This window comes from Sphingomonas daechungensis (genome assembly GCF_014489495.1).
In the GTDB taxonomy this organism is placed as follows: Bacteria; Pseudomonadota; Alphaproteobacteria; order Sphingomonadales; family Sphingomonadaceae; genus Sphingomicrobium; species Sphingomicrobium daechungense.
The window spans coordinates 779,079-794,224 of sequence record NZ_CP060780.1; the positions used below are offsets into that span (position 1 = coordinate 779,079).

Below are 15,146 nucleotides of genomic sequence, written 5' to 3' on the forward strand. Positions count from 1 at the left end.
AGAGGAACCGGTGTCTGCTTGCTCATTCGACCTCCTTTGCAAGCTCGGCGAGCTTGGCGACGGTATTCATGTTGCGTGCGGTGCCGACGATCTGCGACGCGAAGCGCAGCTTGGTTGCGGCCATGCCACTTGGATAGTGCACATAAATCTCGCGGGTTCCGAGCGCCATGCGCTCATCGGCGACACCGCGCGCATTTTCGATCAAATCGGCGGGCGGGCTGGCGTTCAGGAAGATGGCCGCGACGGTCGATCCGGCCTCGTCCGAAAAGGGATTCGCGGCGGCGACCTTCTCCATCTCGCCTCGCGTTCGGACGAACACCGGCACGTCCGCGCTCATATGATCCCGAAGCCGGTCCTCGAGTTTGCCCGCCACATCGCGTTCGCCACGGTCACTGGCAAAAATAAGGTTCCCGCTGGCGATAAACGTCCTCGCCCTTTCGAAGCCGGCCTCTTCTGCGATCCTCTTGAGATCCGTCATGACCAGCTTGCGGCCGCCGACGTTCACGGCCCTGAGCAGCGCGACGAAGGCTGTCATGCGGCTTCCAGCAGCCTCGCAGCCTGTGCGCGGGCCTCATCGGTAACTGCCGCGCCGGACAACATGCGGGCAATCTCCTCGCGGCGCTCGGCATCGTCGAGCCGGCGCACCGTGGTCCGGGTTCCCTCCGGGCCGTGCGACTTTTCGATCCTGAAGTGATGGGCCGCGCGCGCCGCGACCTGCGGCGAGTGGGTGACGACGAGCACCTGCGACTGCAGGGCGAGCCGGGCCAGCCTCTCACCGATCGCGCTTGCGACCGCGCCGCCGACGCCCCGGTCGATTTCGTCGAAGATCATTGTGCCTGCGCTGCCCGCCTCAGCGAGCGCGACCTTCAGGGCCAGCACGAAGCGAGACAGCTCACCGCCGCTGGCAATCTTCGTCAGCGGCCCGAATGGCGCTCCAGGATTGGTCGAAACTTCGAACTCGATGCGGTCGGTACCGGACGGACCGGGCTCGGCCTGGCTGAGCGCGGTTCGAAAACGCGCTGCATCCAGCTTCAGCGGCACCAGCTCGCCGGCCACCGCCGCGTCCAGCCGTTCCGCCGCCGCTCGGCGCTGCGCACTGAGCTCCGCGGCGAGGTTCATGAAATGCAGTCGTGCCTCGCTGAGGCTGCGATCGAGGTCGCCAACGCGCGTTCCACCGGCATCGATCTCCGAAAGCTGGGTGCGCATCCGGTCGGCCAGCTCGGCGAGCGCGTCCGGTTCCACCCGATGCTTGCGGGCCAGACCACGGATATCGAACAAGCGTGCCTCTGCGGCTTCCAGCCTGGCGGGGTCGAATGCGAGGGCATCGGAGGCCCGTGCGATCCGGTCTTCCGCCTCGCTCGCCTCGATCAAGGCGCGGTCGAGCGACGCGAGCGCCTCGGCAAGGAGCGGATGATCTGTCGCTCCACGCTCGATCCGGCGGGCCGCAAGGCGAAGCTGCGCAAGCGCCCCGTCCGATCCCCCGATCAGATCGTCGAGCCCCGTAAGGCTTTCGCCGGCCTTGAGCCCAGCCTGCATGGCGGCCCGCTCTTCAGCCAGCCGAGTTTCCTCCCCCGCTTCAGGTGCGAGGGCATCGATTTCCGACAAGGAGTAAACGATGAAGTCGCGATCCCGCTCGGCAGCCTCAAGTTCGGCGCGAGCTTCGGCTAGCTCCGTCTCGATCCTCGTGACCTCGGCCCAGGCTGCCTCAACCCCGAAACTTCCAGTCCGCCAAAGGCATCCAGCAGAGCGCGGTGACCACGCGGATTGAGAAGCCCGCGCTCGTCGTGCTGGCCGTGAACCTCGACCGCCATTGCGCCAATGTCGCGCAGGAGGCCTGCTGGAACGCTTGCGGGTCCGACGAAGGCGCGGCTGCCGCCGTCCCCTTTCAAGGTTCGTCTGAGGATGAGCGGCTCACCCGCGTCCACCTCGATGCCCTGATCGCCCAGAAGCGAGTGAACGGCATGCGTGCGTGGCAACTCGATCTCGGCGGACACCGACGCCGAATCCTCGCCGCTGCGCACCAGGCCGGCGTCGGACCGTGCCCCTAACGCCAGCCCGAGGGCGTCGAGCAGGATCGACTTGCCCGCGCCAGTCTCGCCGGTCAGCACACCGAGGCCAGCATCGAACTCAAGTTCGAGCTGCTCGACGAGCGCGACGTTGCGAATTGCGAGCTGCCTCAGCATGGCGGGCCCGCGGTTGGGTGCATCAGCCCTGGGGAGCGGTCTGCGGCGCGTGCCGCTGCACGAGCTTGTACGCGCGGTGGTACCACTCGCTGCCCGGATAGTTGCGGCCGAGTACCGCCGCCGCTTTCTGCGCTTCCGACGGAATGCCGAGCGCGAGGTAGCTTTCGACCAGGCGCTCGAGCGCTTCTGGCGTATGGTTCGTAGTCTGGTACTGCTCGACGACCTTGCGGAAGCGAAGCGTCGCGGCCAGCCACTTGCCCGAACGCTGGTAGAATCGTCCGATCTCCATCTCCTTGCCAGCAAGGTGATCGTTGATCAGGTCCAGCTTCAGGCGTGCGTCGGCCGCGTAGCGGCTGTCGGGATAGCGACGGATCAGCTCGCCGAACGAATTGGACGCGTTCTGCGTCGCCGCCTGGTCGCGGGTGACGTTCTGGATCTGCTGATAGTGGCTCATGGCGATCAGATAGTTCGCGTAAGCGGCGTCCTTGTTGCCCGGGTGGATCGTGAGGAATCGTTGTGCGGAGCTGATCGCCTCCGGATACTTCGTCGCCATGTAATAGCTGAATGCGCTCATCATCTGCGCGCGGCGGGCCCAAACCGAATAGGGGTGCTGGCGCTCGACCTCGTCGAACAGCTTGGCAGCCTCCTCGTACTGGCCCTTGTCCAGCCTTTGCTTGGCCAACGCGTACAGGCTGTTCACGTCCCGGGCGATGTAGGCGGTGTCCGATCCCGACTTGTTGCGGGCGCAACCCGCGGCGGGAAGCACGACTGCACAGGCAAGCAGCAGGAGGGCGGGACGGGTCAGCTTCGACGGCATGGAAACCTCATTAGCGCGGGGCCTCGGGCAGGCCAAGCGGGACATGGACGCACTTTGCTTGGCGCCAGATGAACAGTGTCAGACAGCGGCCGGCCCGGGCGCCTTCTCCTCGTCGCGGACGAAGCTGTCGGGCTTGACGCCCAGCCAGACCAGCACCGGCGAAGAGATGTAGATCGACGAGTAGGTACCGACGAAGATGCCGATGAAGATTGCGATCGTCAGGCCGAAGATCACTTCCGGGCCCAACAACAGCAGGACACCGAGCGCGAGGAGGATCGACAGCGACGTCACCATCGTTCGCGAAAGGGTTTCATTGAGCGAGAGGTTGAGCAGCGGTACGATCTGCATCTTGCGGAACTTGCGCAGGTTCTCGCGAATACGGTCGTAGATGACGACCGTGTCATTCAGCGAATAGCCAACGATGGTGAGGATCGCGGCGACCACGTTAAGGTCGACCTGCAACTGCGTCAGCGAGAAGAATCCCAGGGTCATCGACACGTCGTGGAACAAGGTGAGCAGAGCGCCGATGCCGAACTGCCATTCGAACCGGAACCAGATGTAGATGGCAATGCCGAGCATCGCGAGCGCGATCGCTAGGCTGCCGTCCCAAGCCAGCTCTTCGCTGACCTTGCCCGAGACGGTCTCGACCGAATCGACGCGCGAGCCGGGATAACGCTGGCCAAGCATGCCGCGAACCTCGGTTGCCGCCTTGTTCGCCGCCGCTTCACCGCCTTCCGGCCTCGGCAGCCGGATCTGGAAGCTGCGCGGTCCGCCGGTTTCCTGAATGCTTGCATCGCCGAGGTTGAGCGATTCGACATCGTTGCGAAGGGTTTCGACGTCGACCTGTTTCGCGAAGGTCACGCGAATCATCTGGCCGCCGAGGAAGTCGACGCCCAGGTTTAGTCCCCTGACTGCGACCAGCGTCAGGCTGGCCACGGTCGCAATGATCGACAGCACGAGCGCAATGTTGCGCCACTTCATGAAGTCGATGTTGGTGTTGTCGGGGACAAGCTTGAGGAGCTTCATTTCAGCCTCAAATATGGAGGACACGAGGCCGCGTGCGCCGCACCCAAAGGGCGACGAGCATTCGCGTGAAGTTCACGGCCGTGAAGACCGAGGTGATGATGCCGATCATCAGGACGACGGCGAAGCCGCGGATCGGCCCGGAGCCGAAGTACCACATCAGCACCGCCGCAATCACGTTGGTGATGTTGGCATCAAAGATGGCGGTGGACGCTTCCTTGTAGCCCGTCTCGATCGCATCGAGGACCTTGCGTCCCCGCCTCTGCTCTTCCCGAATGCGTTCGTTGATCAGCACGTTGGCGTCGACCGCGGCGCCGATGGTCAGAACGAAGCCGGCAATGCCGGGCAGCGTCAGCGAGGCGTTGAAGATGGCCATGATCCCGAGAATCAGCAGTGCGTTCACGATCAGGCCGTAGGTCGTGTAGATTCCGAACCTGCCGTAGGTGACGATCATGAAGATGATCACAGCCAGCGTCGCGACAACGGACGCGATGATGCCCTTCTGGATCGAGTCCTTGCCGAGCTCGGGCCCGATGGTCCGCTCTTCGATGACGTTCAGCTTCACCGGCAGCTTGCCCGAGGCAAGTGAGACGGCGAGTTGGTTCGCCGTTTCCACGGTGAAGTTGCCGCTGATCTGTGCTTGCCCGCCAAGGATTGGCTCGTTGATGTTCGGCGCCGAGAGCACCTTGTCGTCGAGAATGATCGCGAAGGGCTTGTTGACGTTTTCCTGGGTCACCCGGCCGAAGCGGCGCGAACCGGCCGTATTGAAGCGGATTGAGACAACCGCCCGGCCGTCCTGATCGAACGACTGCTTGGCATCGACCAGCTGGTCGCCGGACACCATGACCCGGCGCTTGACCGCGATGTTCCCGCCGCCTTCGGCCATCGGCAGCACCTGGCTACCGGCTGGCGCGTGGCCCTGCTGGACCTGGTTCGGGTCGGCCGTAAGGTCGACTAGCTTGAATTCGAGGCGAGCCGTCTGCCCGATCAACCGCTTTAGCGCTTCGGGGTCCTCGACGCCGGGGACCTCGACCAGAATGCGGTCGGTCCCTTGGTTGACGACCGTGATTTCCTTGGTCCCCTGCGGATCGATGCGGCGGCGGACGACGTCGCGCGCGACAGTCATCGCGTCACGCATCGCGCGGTCCGAACCGCTCTGCGTGGGGGTCATGATGACCCGCGTCGAATCCATGACCTGGACGTCCCAGTCACGTCCGCCGGTCAGCGCCACTGGCTGGGTGATGGCCCGGAGGCGCTCGACAGCGGTGTCGACCTGGGTCGGATCGCGGACCAGGAAGGACAAACGCCCGCCCGCGGTCGAAATGTCGCCGATCTCCACGCGCGGATTGCGGCGGAGTTCGGTCTGCACCTGATCTTCCATCGCCTGCAGCCGCTGCTTCGCCGCATCGACGCGGTCCGCTTCGAGGAGAAGCTGACTACCGCCAGCGAGGTCGAGACCAAGGTTGATCGTCGCGCTCGGAAGCCAGGTAGGATAACGGGCCTTGAGGTTGGCCGGCAGCATGCTTGGAATGGCGAAAAGGATGCCGACCAGAATGACCAGCGTGATCGACCACACCTTCCAACGCGGAAAATCGAGCATCAGTCGTTCGCTGGCTTGGACGTGCCGCTCAGGACCTGGCTCAACGTCGACTTGATGACGCGAACTCGGACGCCCTGCGAGATTTCGATCTCCGCCTCGTCGTCGGAAACCTTGGTCACGCGGCCGCGAATTCCGCCGCCGGTCACGACTTCATCGCCCTTCTTGATCGCGGCGATCGCCGCCTGGTGTTGCTTCACCCGCTGTTGCTGCGGGCGAATCATCAGCACGTAGAAGATGACGAAAATCAGGAGCCACGGCGCAATGCCGATCAGGATTGCCGAGCCGCTGTTGGGTTCGCACCCGCTGCGGCGAGAGTTGGCAGGAAAATCTGGTTCATGGGCTGAGGGACAGGTTCCTATGCGGAAGGTCGCGGGGGCGACTATCACGGCAGTTGCGGGGGCTGCAAGGACAGCCCTTGATATGATGGTCGGGGCGACTGGATTCGAACCAGCGACCCCACACCCCCAGTGTGATGCGCTACCAGGCTGCGCTACGCCCCGACCGAGGGCTGGCATCTAGGCACCGCTCATCCATAACACAAGCCGATGAGACGACGCCGCCACCGCAGAAAAAGCTCATGGTTTCGACGGTTGGCCTTGGCGCTGGCGGCGATTCCACTCGCCTATTTGGTGGCGGCGTTGGTCGGGTCCCTGATCCCGGTGAATCGAAGCTGGACCGAGCCAGAGAAAGGAGTGACGATCTATATCGCCAACAACGGCATTCATTCCGACATCGTCATGCCGGCGAAGGCTGCGGGCCTGGACTGGACGCCCTTCGTTCCCAAATCCGACTTCGCCGGACCAAGTCCTGATGCCCAGTGGATCGCGTTCGGCTCAGGCGAGGAGCGCGTCTATCTCGATACGCCGCGCTGGCAGGATATTCGGCCGCGGACGGCCTGGTCAGCGATCGCCGGCGGAAAGCGGGTAATGCACGTCGAGTGGGTCTCGAACGCTGACTACATGGATCGCGCCATCCGCCTGCGGCCGGAAGAGTATCGCCGTCTGTGGACGTCGATCCGATCCGACTTCCAGCTCGACGGCGAGGGACAGCCGATCCTCATCGACCACCCGGGATATGGCCGCTCCGATGCCTTTTACTGGGCGACCGGCAAGTTCCACGCCTTGAGGACGTGCAACAGCTGGGCGGCCAGCAGACTTCGTCTTGCAGGGGTCAAGACAAGCCTGTGGCCGCCCTTCGTGCAGGGACTCACCTGGCGCTACCGCAAGGTCAGTCCCGACTAAGCTTACTTCGGCTTCTTTGCGCTCTTTGCCTGGTGGTCGATGTCAGCCTTGGTGATGCTGACGACGAGTCCCTTCTCGTTCTTGCCGAAGCTGGCCAGCGGGATTTCCGCCCGGGCTTTTCCGGTATTGAGGACCGCACTGTCTGCCTTCGCGGAGTCGACCTTGCCGACAAGCGCGCCCGTCTGGTCATAGACCGAAGCGCCCTTCTTGAGGTCGTCCGCGGTTGCCGCGGTGACTTGGGTTTCCGTGGTCGTGGTCTCAGTCGTCGTCGTTGCCGCTTGACCGTCAGGAGTGGTCGTCGGCGTCGTCTGAGTGGTTGTGCTTTCCGTCGTCGTGGCCGGAGTTCCGCCCGGCGTCGTTGTCGGCTGCGTTGTCGTCGTCTGGGTCGTCGTCGCAGGCTCGGTCGTCGTCGTCGGCTGAGTCTGCGTCGTCGTCGTTTCGGTCGTGGTCGGCGGGGCCGTCGTGGTTTGCGCCGCCGCGGCGGTCGCGAGCAAGAGGGTCAGCGACGTGCCCAAAACGCTGGATCGAAATTTCATCTGGTCTTCCCTTCCGTTGGTAGGTGGAAGGGCAAACGTCGCTTCGCGCGCGCGGGTGCCCGCTTAACGGCAGACCGTTCTAGGTTCCCGTCGGGCGGCGCCGACCCCCGCGATTACAGCACGTAACGGCTGAGGTCGGCGTTCTTGGCGATGCCTGAGAGCTGCTGCTCAACGAATTCGGCGTCGACGACCAAGGTTTGCCCGCTGCGATCCTCAGCTTCGAAGCTGACGTCCTCAAGCAACTTTTCCATCACCGTCTGCAGGCGGCGGGCGCCAATATTCTCGACCGCTTCATTCACTTCAGCGGCAATGCGGGCCAGCGCATCGATGCCGTCGTCAGCGAACGTGATCGTCACGCCCTCTGTGCCCAGCAGCGCCTGGTACTGCTGCGTCAGGCTTGCGCGGGTTTGCGACAGGATCCGGACGAAGTCGTCCTGAGTCAGCGCGCTGAGCTCCACGCGGATCGGCAGGCGGCCCTGAAGCTCCGGCAGCAGGTCGGCCGGCTTGGCGAGGTGGAACGCGCCCGAGGCGATGAAGAGGATATGATCCGTCTTCAACGGCCCATACTTGGTCGCAACCGTCGTACCTTCGATCAGCGGCAGCAGGTCGCGCTGTACGCCTTCGCGACTAACGGAGCCGCCGCGAACGTCGCTGACCGCGATCTTGTCGATCTCGTCGAGAAAGACGATGCCGTTCGCCTCGGCATCCGCCAAAGCCACACGGTTGATATCGTCGGGGTCAACGCGCTTGTCGGCTTCCTCATCGGTCAGCCGTTGGAACGCGTCGGGCACCTTCAATTTGCGGCGCTTGCCCGGCTGGTTGCCGAACGCCTTGCCCATCATGTCGGACAGATTGATCATGCCGACCTGGCCGCCCATTCCGGGGATCTCGAACGGCGTCGACGGCGCCTCTTGCACCTCGATCTCGACCTCGGCCTCGTTGAGGCTGCCGTCCTTGTACCGCTGGCGGAAGCTCTCGCGGGTCGCCGCGCTGGAGCCCTTGCCGGTCAGCGCGTCGAGCAAACGCTCCATCGCCGCCTCCTCGGCACCCGTGCGAACCGCCTCGCGGCGGCGTTCGCGTTCCATCCGAACCGCTTCCTCGACGAGATCGCGGGCGATCTGCTCGACGTCGCGACCGACGTATCCGACCTCGGTGAACTTGGTCGCTTCGACCTTCACGAAGGGCGCGTCGGCGAGCCTGGCGAGGCGACGGCTGATCTCCGTCTTTCCGCAACCGGTCGGCCCGATCATCAGGATATTCTTCGGCGTCACTTCGTCGCGAAGCTCGGGCGAAAGCTGCTGGCGCCGCCAGCGATTGCGGAGCGCGACGGCGACCGCCTTCTTCGCGTCGTTCTGACCGACGATGTGCTCGTTGAGTGCGGCGACGATGGCCTTGGGAGTGAGCCGGTCCTTTAGCATCTGCGTCCCGCCGCCTTCGGAAATGGTGGTGTGATAGTTCATGTGGAACCTAGATTGGGAAGGTGAGCACGCGCTTCAAGCGGGCGCTATTCGACCGTTTCGATCGTCAGCTGGTCGTTGGTGAACACGCAGACTTCGGCGGCAATCTTCATCGCCCGGCGAGCGAGCACCTCGGGGTCCTGCTCGTAGTCAGACAGGGCGCGTGCCGCCGCCAAGGCGTAATTGCCGCCCGAGCCGATCGCGGCGATCCCGCCCTCCGGTTCGAGCACGTCGCCGTTTCCCGTGAGAATCAACAGGCTGTCCTTGTCGGCGACGATCATCATCGCTTCGAGGTTGCGCAGGTACTTGTCGGTCCGCCAGTCCTTGGCGAGCTCCACGGCCGAGCGCATGAGCTGACCATTGTACTGCTCGAGCTTGCGCTCCAGCCGCTCGAACAGGGTAAAAGCGTCGGCGGTCGCTCCGGCGAAGCCGCCGATGACCTTTCCGCCTTCACCGATGCGGCGGACCTTCTTCGCGTTCGGTTTGATAACCGTATTGCCCAGGCTGACCTGGCCATCCCCGGCGATGACGGTCTTGCCGTCCTTCTTCACCCCGAGGATCGTGGTGCCATGATATTTTTCCATGGACCGGATGTGGGAAGGCCTCGCTACGGCTGCAACTAGGCGCCGACGAAGCGGCGGTCGGGAACGATCCAGATGATCGCGACGATGACATACAGCGCGACCGACAAGTAAGGTGCAACAAAAGCCAGAAGGATGGCGGCCACGTAAAAACCGAGGCTGGAATATTCTTTCAGCGGGTGTCGATATACCTCGCTCACCTTCGAGCCCTCACCGTCTGCAGCGGCGAGCGCGTGCTGCAAGATTCGATAGGTCAGGGCCGCTGCTGCAAGGACAACGCCAAACGACGCAACCGGCCAGGGCGTTACCCCGCCTCATCGATCCAGCGGATCATCAGCGGGAACAGCGTCAGGCAAAACAGGAGGGAGTGATTGGCCCAAAGGACGCCGCCGGTGACGCGGCGGGCCGATTGCAGCATGTGATGGTGGTTGTTCCAGTAGAGCGCCACATAGATGAAGGCGAGCAGATAGGCCGCAAGCAGCGGAAGAACCTCCAGGACAGCGCCGAACGTGGGCTCTTCGGGAAACTTCAGCTCCAGCACCATGATGGTGAGGACGATGGCGACGACGCCGTCAGTAAGGGCGTTGAGGCGGCCGGGGGTCATTCAGCGAGTCCTTCGAAACGGCGATCGGGAATGAGCCACATCAAAGCAACGATGACGTAGATTGCAATCGACGTGCCGGGCGAGACCAAGGTGATCGGTAGTGCTGCCACGTAGGAGATGAGCGTGATTTGCCCTTTCCTGCCATGCGAGGCCGCTTTGACGATGGGCGCGTCATCATCGTTCGCATTGAGCAGCGCCGACCGGATCCAGGCGAAGCCGAGCGCCGACATCAGCATGATCACACCGAACGCGAGAACGGTGTCGCGTGTCAGGCCAGCCTCCCCGATCCATCGCATGACCCACGGAACGAGGCTGAGCCAGAACAGCTGAAACAGGTTGGCGAGGAGGACCTGGCCATCGACCTTGCGCGCGGCGCACAGCAAATGGTGGTGATTGACCCAGTAAATGCCGACCTTGGTGAACGACAGAGCATAGATCGCGAACAAGGGAAGGACGGGACGGAGCGCGGCCCAGCCGGGCTCGTGTGGAACCGGCAATTCCAGCACCATGATGGTGATGATGATGGCGATCACGCCATCCGTGAACGCGCAGACCCGTTCCGGCTTCATGCGCCCCGCCCCTTTGCTTTAGCGCTCCGCTCCCTTGACCTTACCCTAGGTCCGCGCCGCGGTGTAGCCGAGGTAACCGGTGCCGAAGAGCGCATACAATTCCTCCGGAATGCCGCGCAGATAAGCGGTCATCCCGTCGGCAATGCCCTTGGCCATTTCCGGCCGGACCGCGGCGATGAGGCCCATCGGGATCGCCCACAGGATCAGCCCGTACATCATGTACAGGAAGCTTGGTCGCGCCCGGCTGGTCCAGGGATCGTTGGACTGCGCTTCTGCCACGATCGCCTGCATCTGCGCACCGATGGTCGCGAGTTCCTGATCACCCTGCAGCTTCAGCAGCTCGAGCTTGGCGCGGTCGCGCGCCTCGGGGTCGGGGATGATCTTGTCGAGCAACTTCGAAACCGGCCCGACGATGGCTTCCAAAATTGACATTGTTGGATTCTCCCTAAGGGGAAGTTGACTAAATTGACTGTGTGGCGATGTTCTGGGCGATCAGCCGATCGCGCCGATCCGGTTCGCCAGCCAGCCGTAGAGGAACGCCTCATTGGCGGGTCGGCGTTCGGCGAGGCGAAGGTAGCGCTCAGCCTGGAGCGCCTCGAGCGCGCGCATGAGCACGGTTTCACCGCCCCGCTTGCCGCGCGTCTGCAGATAGGCGTCGAGCGCGTGCAGGGTGAGCGGTCCGACCCGTCCGTCTGGCGTCAAGTCCGCATAATCCTTGGCGTTGCGATTGAGCGCAGTCAGCGCACGTTGCAGGAATGTCGTCGCCACGGCCGGACCCATGTTGACGCCGGTGTCGAAATGCTCGCCAGCAACGCGCGACGACCGCCTGGCCACTTGGTCGAAGCGCGGACGAAGCCAATACAGTCGGCGATAGATCGTCGTCGCTTCGTCGCGCGGAAGGGCTTTCATCGGTCCGGCGAATCCGTGCGCCCGGGCTACAGCCTCGGTAATGCCGAAGCACGTCGGCCCGCCTTTGTCCGCCGGATGGTTCACGTAACCGCCCTCGCGCTCGATCAATCCGTCGATCAACGCGTCGACATCGAAACTTTCGTCTTCCAATCCCTACTCCCGCAACTGGTTACCGAGTCGCGCTTTGCTAACCGTTTTGGTTCACTGTAGGAAAGTCACGAACCAAGTTGTGATTGACGGTTAGGCCGCTAAACTGCTTTCATGTCACCGCGTTTCTGGCCGATTTTCGCCACCGCCATCCTTCTTGCCGCCCCTGCCGCAGCTCGGCTTTCGGCACCCGAACAGACGATGATCCAGACGGTGGATTCCGAACAGCAGCGGACGCTGTCGATGCTCGAGACGTGGGTGAACCAGAATAGCGGAAGCCAGAACGTCCCTGGCGTTGAAGCGGTGGCGAAGATGCTTCGCGCCGAGTTGGAGCCGCTGGGATTCAAGGTCGACTGGATCGACGCCAGGAACACCGGCCGCGCAGGGCACATCGTTGCGCGACACAAGGGCAATGGCCGCGGCAAGCGCATGCTTCTCATCGGGCATCTCGACACGGTGTTCGAGCCGGACTCGCCGTTCCAGAGGTGGGAGCGCAAGGGTGACCGCGGCGTCGGGCCCGGCGCGGGAGACGACAAAGGCGGCATGGCGGTCATGATCGCCGCCCTGCGGGCCATGAAGGCGGCAGGAACGCTGAAAGCTGCCGACATCACGGTTGTCCTGACCGGCGACGAGGAAGATGCGGGCGATCCGATCGAGGCCGCCCGCAAGCCGTTGATCGACGCGGGCAAGTGGGCCGACGTCGCGATGGATTTCGAAGGGCTGGCGCAAAGGCAGGGCAAGGACATGGGCTCGATTGCCCGTCGCAGCTCCGACAGCTGGACCGTCACGGTGACCGGCCGCACCGGCCATTCGAGCGGGGTGATGCACCCCGATTTCGGCGCCAACTACGAGCTGGCGCGGATCATCGATGCGTTCCGGCGCGAACTCCCCGAGGACAAATTGACGTTCAACGTCGGCCTGGTTGGCGGCGGCGCCAGCGCCGACCTCGACGCCGGGAGGATCCGGCTGAACGCGACGGGCAAGACCAACATCATCGCCGCGACCGCGGTTGCGCGCGGCGACCTTCGCGCACTCACGTCGGAGCAGATCGCGCGGACGAAAGCGAAGATGCAGGCGATCGTCGGCCAGTCGCTTCCCGGCACCAGGGCCGAGATCAGTTTCGATGCCGGGGGTTATCCGCCGATGGCGCCGACGGATGGCAATCGGGCGTTGCTGGCGCGGCTCAACCGCGTGAACGCTGATCTGGAACTGGAGCCGATGGGCGAGCTGGACCCGATGGAGCGGGGCGCGGGCGACATCAGTTTCGTCGCGCAGGACACGGATGGGCTGGTCGGACTCGGGCCTGCCGGCGCGGGAGCCATGCGCCGGGGGAGAGCGTCGATATCCCTTCGATCTCGCGGCAGGCAAAGCGCGCGGCGATCCTGATGAGCCGGCTGGCGGAGGAGAAGCGCTAGGCGCTTGGCGCTAGTGACAGGTTTCCACCCATTGCCGAACTTAGGGTTCGATGTCAGCTTGCCGCCCTCTCAAAAGCCGGAGCGGTCATGCGGCTGTACTTCAGCAACGGATACATACAGGCCGCGCTGCTAGTCATCCTGCCACCGGCGCTTTTCGTGTTTTGCAGTCGCGAGCTGTGGACGACCGACGCCATTACTGCATTCACTATGCGCCTGTTTGCTATCCTGTTGCTTATTTGTGCGGCATTTGTGGTCGTCGGCTACCGCCAGGTCAGCGGCAAGCAATCGAGCAAAGCGGCCCTAACGCTAAGCAGGGCAGTCGTTTGCACGTTCTCTGTGGGTTGGCTGTTTCCGGGTTGGCTAGCCGTTCATTTCTACTTGGACCACGTGCGACAGGTCACTACCGACGGACCAAAGTACGCAGTTCCGTTTCTGGAACTCAGTGGGCAAGCCCTGAACATGGCATCGATCTGGGCCGCTGCTGTCGTGATTTTCTGGGCGTGGCGCGCGACCCGCTAACGTCCGATTTCCACCCACTCCTGCCACTAGCGCGGCCTTGGCGCCAAGGCGGAGGCTCTAGGAACCTGACGGACGTCCGAATCCATGAACACCGTTGCTTCCTCGCGAGACGCGCCGTTTTCGTGGATGCTGAACCGAGTTCAGCATGACGGTGGTGCTTAGTTCGAGACCGCCGCGACCTGGCGGTCGCCGTCGCCGAAGTAGCGAGCCAGCAGCGCTGGGTCGCGATTGTACGGGTCGGCGCGGAACTTGGGGCCGCTCGGGCCCGCTTCGGCAGTGAGATAGGTAACGTAGACCGGCACCGGCTCGGGGAGGTCGACGTTCACCTCGGTCTTGGATCCGTCGGCCTTTAGCGGCTTTCCGAAAAGCCATTTGGCGAGGCGCTGCGCGTCTTCCAGGCGGATGCAGCCGTTGGAGATCCAGCGGTTGTCGGCCTTGAACAGGTCTTTCTCATGACCCGGCACGTCGTGGAGGTAGATGCCGAAGTCGTTGGGCATGTTGAACTTGTAGTCGCCCATCGAATTCCACTCGCCGGGACCGCGGCGGAGACGCGCGGTGATCTTGCCGTCGGCGACCGCCTGCCAGTCGATCGTCTGCGGATCGACGGCGACGGCATCGTCCGACCAGTCGGACAGCACCTGGTAATCGCGGTCGGTGAGGTACTTCAGGCCTTCCTTGAGGACGCCCGGAGCAACCGACTTCTTGGCCAGCTCCGGCGGCGTGTTCCACCACGGGTGAACGCTGACGAAGCGAAGCAGCGCGGCCATCATCGGCGTCTCGGTCGCATTGCTGCCGACGATCACGCGCATGCTGTCGACCGGGCGGCCATTCTCATACATCCATAACCGCGCGGCGCCGGCGTCGACGAGGACGTAGCGGCCGGACTCGGTGGTCTGCGGAAGGCGGCGGGCGCGCTCCAGGTTGAGGAGCAGGATGCTCTCGTAATGCTTGAAGCCACGGTTGAGCGCCGCCAGCGTGCCTGCGCCGGCAATGCCGTCGCCCTTCATGCCGTGCGCTTCCTGGAATTCCTTCACCGCCGCCGCGAGCGGGGGATCGAACTTGGTTCCGTCGGCGAGGCCGAGCCGATGGCGAAGTGCCGCGACCCGGTCGCCGGTCATGTTTAGCTTCAGCGTAGGGCCGGCGGACACCTGGTCCTGCGGCAGCGAGCCCCAGCGCATCTGGTAGCGCACAAGGGCGCGGCGGAGGTCGGTGTAAAGCGGGTGCACCGGCGAGAACATGTCGACCGGCGCGACCTTGAAATCGTCGAGACCCTGAGCCTGCTGCTGTTCGTCGCGTTGCTCGATCGTGGGCGCGATCTCACGGTCGATGTAGACCATGTCGAGGCCCTGCTCGATGCTCGGCGGCACGTCGATCGGCTCGATCGGCTGCTGCGCGGCGGCAAGCGCCGAGGCAGGCAAGCTAAGGCCCGCGAGGACCAGGACCAGACGACGCATTTTCACCCCTTCCACCGCTCGCACTCATAGTAGCGCAAAATGAACGGCTCCAGAATCCTGCGTGCAACAGGCGTTGAAGAGTGGGGTTCCA

Annotated in this window: 16 protein-coding genes, 1 tRNA gene and 2 pseudogenes; 3 read left to right on the forward strand and 16 right to left on the reverse strand. The window is 63.8% G+C overall.

All coding sequences use genetic code 11. From position 1 onward, the window contains the following. Positions 1-22: 22 nt before the first annotated feature. The 7 genes and pseudogenes from H9L15_RS04080 to H9L15_RS04110 all read right to left on the reverse strand — a co-directional run bounded on the left by H9L15_RS04080 (position 23) and on the right by H9L15_RS04110 (position 6,123). The gene (locus H9L15_RS04080) at positions 23-535 is read right to left on the reverse strand and encodes a DUF1697 domain-containing protein (RefSeq protein WP_187715254.1); all 513 of its coding nucleotides are present in this window, start codon (positions 533-535) and stop codon (positions 23-25) included. Then, positions 532-2,183 (reverse strand): annotated as a pseudogene (recN, locus tag H9L15_RS04085) (DNA repair protein RecN). The gene H9L15_RS04080 and the pseudogene recN overlap by 4 nt, the downstream one beginning before the upstream one ends. A gap of 22 nt (positions 2,184-2,205) precedes the next feature. Continuing rightward, positions 2,206-3,000, reverse strand: a complete 795-nt coding sequence (locus H9L15_RS04090; RefSeq protein WP_187715255.1) for an outer membrane protein assembly factor BamD — start codon at positions 2,998-3,000, stop codon at positions 2,206-2,208. Between the two features lie 78 nt (positions 3,001-3,078). Next, positions 3,079-4,026, reverse strand: coding sequence for a protein translocase subunit SecF (gene secF, locus H9L15_RS04095; RefSeq protein ID WP_187715256.1), 948 nt, complete (start codon positions 4,024-4,026; stop codon positions 3,079-3,081). Positions 4,027-4,033: 7 nt separating this feature from the next. Continuing rightward, a complete protein-coding gene (gene secD / locus H9L15_RS04100; RefSeq protein ID WP_187715257.1) occupies positions 4,034-5,623 on the reverse strand; it encodes a protein translocase subunit SecD in 1,590 nt (529 codons plus the stop codon). Further along, positions 5,623-5,898 (reverse strand): preprotein translocase subunit YajC, encoded by a 276-nt coding sequence (yajC, locus tag H9L15_RS04105; protein WP_223276638.1) that lies wholly within the window; start codon positions 5,896-5,898, stop codon positions 5,623-5,625. Before yajC ends, secD begins: the two co-directional genes overlap by 1 nt. Before the next feature lie 149 nt (positions 5,899-6,047). Next, a tRNA-Pro gene (locus H9L15_RS04110) sits at positions 6,048-6,123 on the reverse strand. Positions 6,124-6,168: 45 nt separating this feature from the next. On the opposite strand from H9L15_RS04110, the gene H9L15_RS04115 reads away from it, so the two are divergent. Further along, on the forward strand, positions 6,169-6,864 hold the full coding sequence (locus tag H9L15_RS04115; RefSeq protein ID WP_187715258.1) for a TIGR02117 family protein: 696 nt from the start codon (positions 6,169-6,171) through the stop codon (positions 6,862-6,864). 2 nt (positions 6,865-6,866) lie between these two features. On the opposite strand, the gene H9L15_RS04120 is transcribed toward H9L15_RS04115, so the two are convergent. The 8 genes from H9L15_RS04120 to H9L15_RS04150 all read right to left on the reverse strand — a co-directional run bounded on the left by H9L15_RS04120 (position 6,867) and on the right by H9L15_RS04150 (position 11,670). Further along, positions 6,867-7,400, reverse strand: a complete 534-nt coding sequence (locus H9L15_RS04120) for a hypothetical protein (RefSeq protein ID WP_187715259.1) — start codon at positions 7,398-7,400, stop codon at positions 6,867-6,869. Positions 7,401-7,513: 113 nt separating this feature from the next. After that, positions 7,514-8,818, reverse strand: a complete 1,305-nt coding sequence (gene hslU, locus H9L15_RS04125) for an ATP-dependent protease ATPase subunit HslU (RefSeq protein WP_187715782.1) — start codon at positions 8,816-8,818, stop codon at positions 7,514-7,516. An 86-nt stretch (positions 8,819-8,904) separates the two neighbouring features. Continuing rightward, on the reverse strand, positions 8,905-9,441 hold the full coding sequence (gene hslV, locus H9L15_RS04130; RefSeq protein ID WP_187715260.1) for an ATP-dependent protease subunit HslV: 537 nt from the start codon (positions 9,439-9,441) through the stop codon (positions 8,905-8,907). 35 nt (positions 9,442-9,476) lie between these two features. Then, a complete protein-coding gene (locus H9L15_RS16975) occupies positions 9,477-9,680 on the reverse strand; it encodes a hypothetical protein (RefSeq protein WP_223276492.1) in 204 nt (67 codons plus the stop codon). A 62-nt stretch (positions 9,681-9,742) separates the two neighbouring features. Then, positions 9,743-10,042: a TMEM175 family protein gene (locus H9L15_RS16980; protein WP_223276493.1), complete on the reverse strand. Its 300-nt coding sequence runs from the start codon at positions 10,040-10,042 to the stop codon at positions 9,743-9,745. After that, the gene (locus H9L15_RS04140; RefSeq protein WP_187715261.1) at positions 10,039-10,611 is read right to left on the reverse strand and encodes a TMEM175 family protein; all 573 of its coding nucleotides are present in this window, start codon (positions 10,609-10,611) and stop codon (positions 10,039-10,041) included. The genes H9L15_RS16980 and H9L15_RS04140 overlap by 4 nt, the downstream gene beginning before the upstream one ends. Positions 10,612-10,656: 45 nt before the next feature. After that, positions 10,657-11,043, reverse strand: a complete 387-nt coding sequence (locus H9L15_RS04145) for a holin family protein (protein ID WP_187715262.1) — start codon at positions 11,041-11,043, stop codon at positions 10,657-10,659. Between the two features lie 60 nt (positions 11,044-11,103). After that, a complete protein-coding gene (locus H9L15_RS04150; RefSeq protein WP_187715263.1) occupies positions 11,104-11,670 on the reverse strand; it encodes a glycoside hydrolase family 108 protein in 567 nt (188 codons plus the stop codon). A 111-nt stretch (positions 11,671-11,781) separates the two neighbouring features. Between H9L15_RS04150 and H9L15_RS04155 the strand changes: the two are divergent. Both H9L15_RS04155 and H9L15_RS04160 read left to right on the forward strand, forming a co-directional pair. Next, positions 11,782-13,082: pseudogene (locus H9L15_RS04155) on the forward strand (M20/M25/M40 family metallo-hydrolase). 87 nt (positions 13,083-13,169) lie between these two features. Further along, positions 13,170-13,601 (forward strand): hypothetical protein, encoded by a 432-nt coding sequence (locus H9L15_RS04160; protein WP_187715264.1) that lies wholly within the window; start codon positions 13,170-13,172, stop codon positions 13,599-13,601. Positions 13,602-13,759: 158 nt separating this feature from the next. Here the strand turns inward: H9L15_RS04160 and H9L15_RS04165 are convergent, their stop codons facing one another. Then, positions 13,760-15,055 carry a L,D-transpeptidase family protein gene (locus H9L15_RS04165; RefSeq protein WP_187715265.1) on the reverse strand — a complete coding sequence of 432 codons (1,296 nt, stop codon included), beginning with the start codon at positions 15,053-15,055 and terminating at the stop codon, positions 13,760-13,762. Positions 15,056-15,146 lie beyond the last annotated feature (91 nt).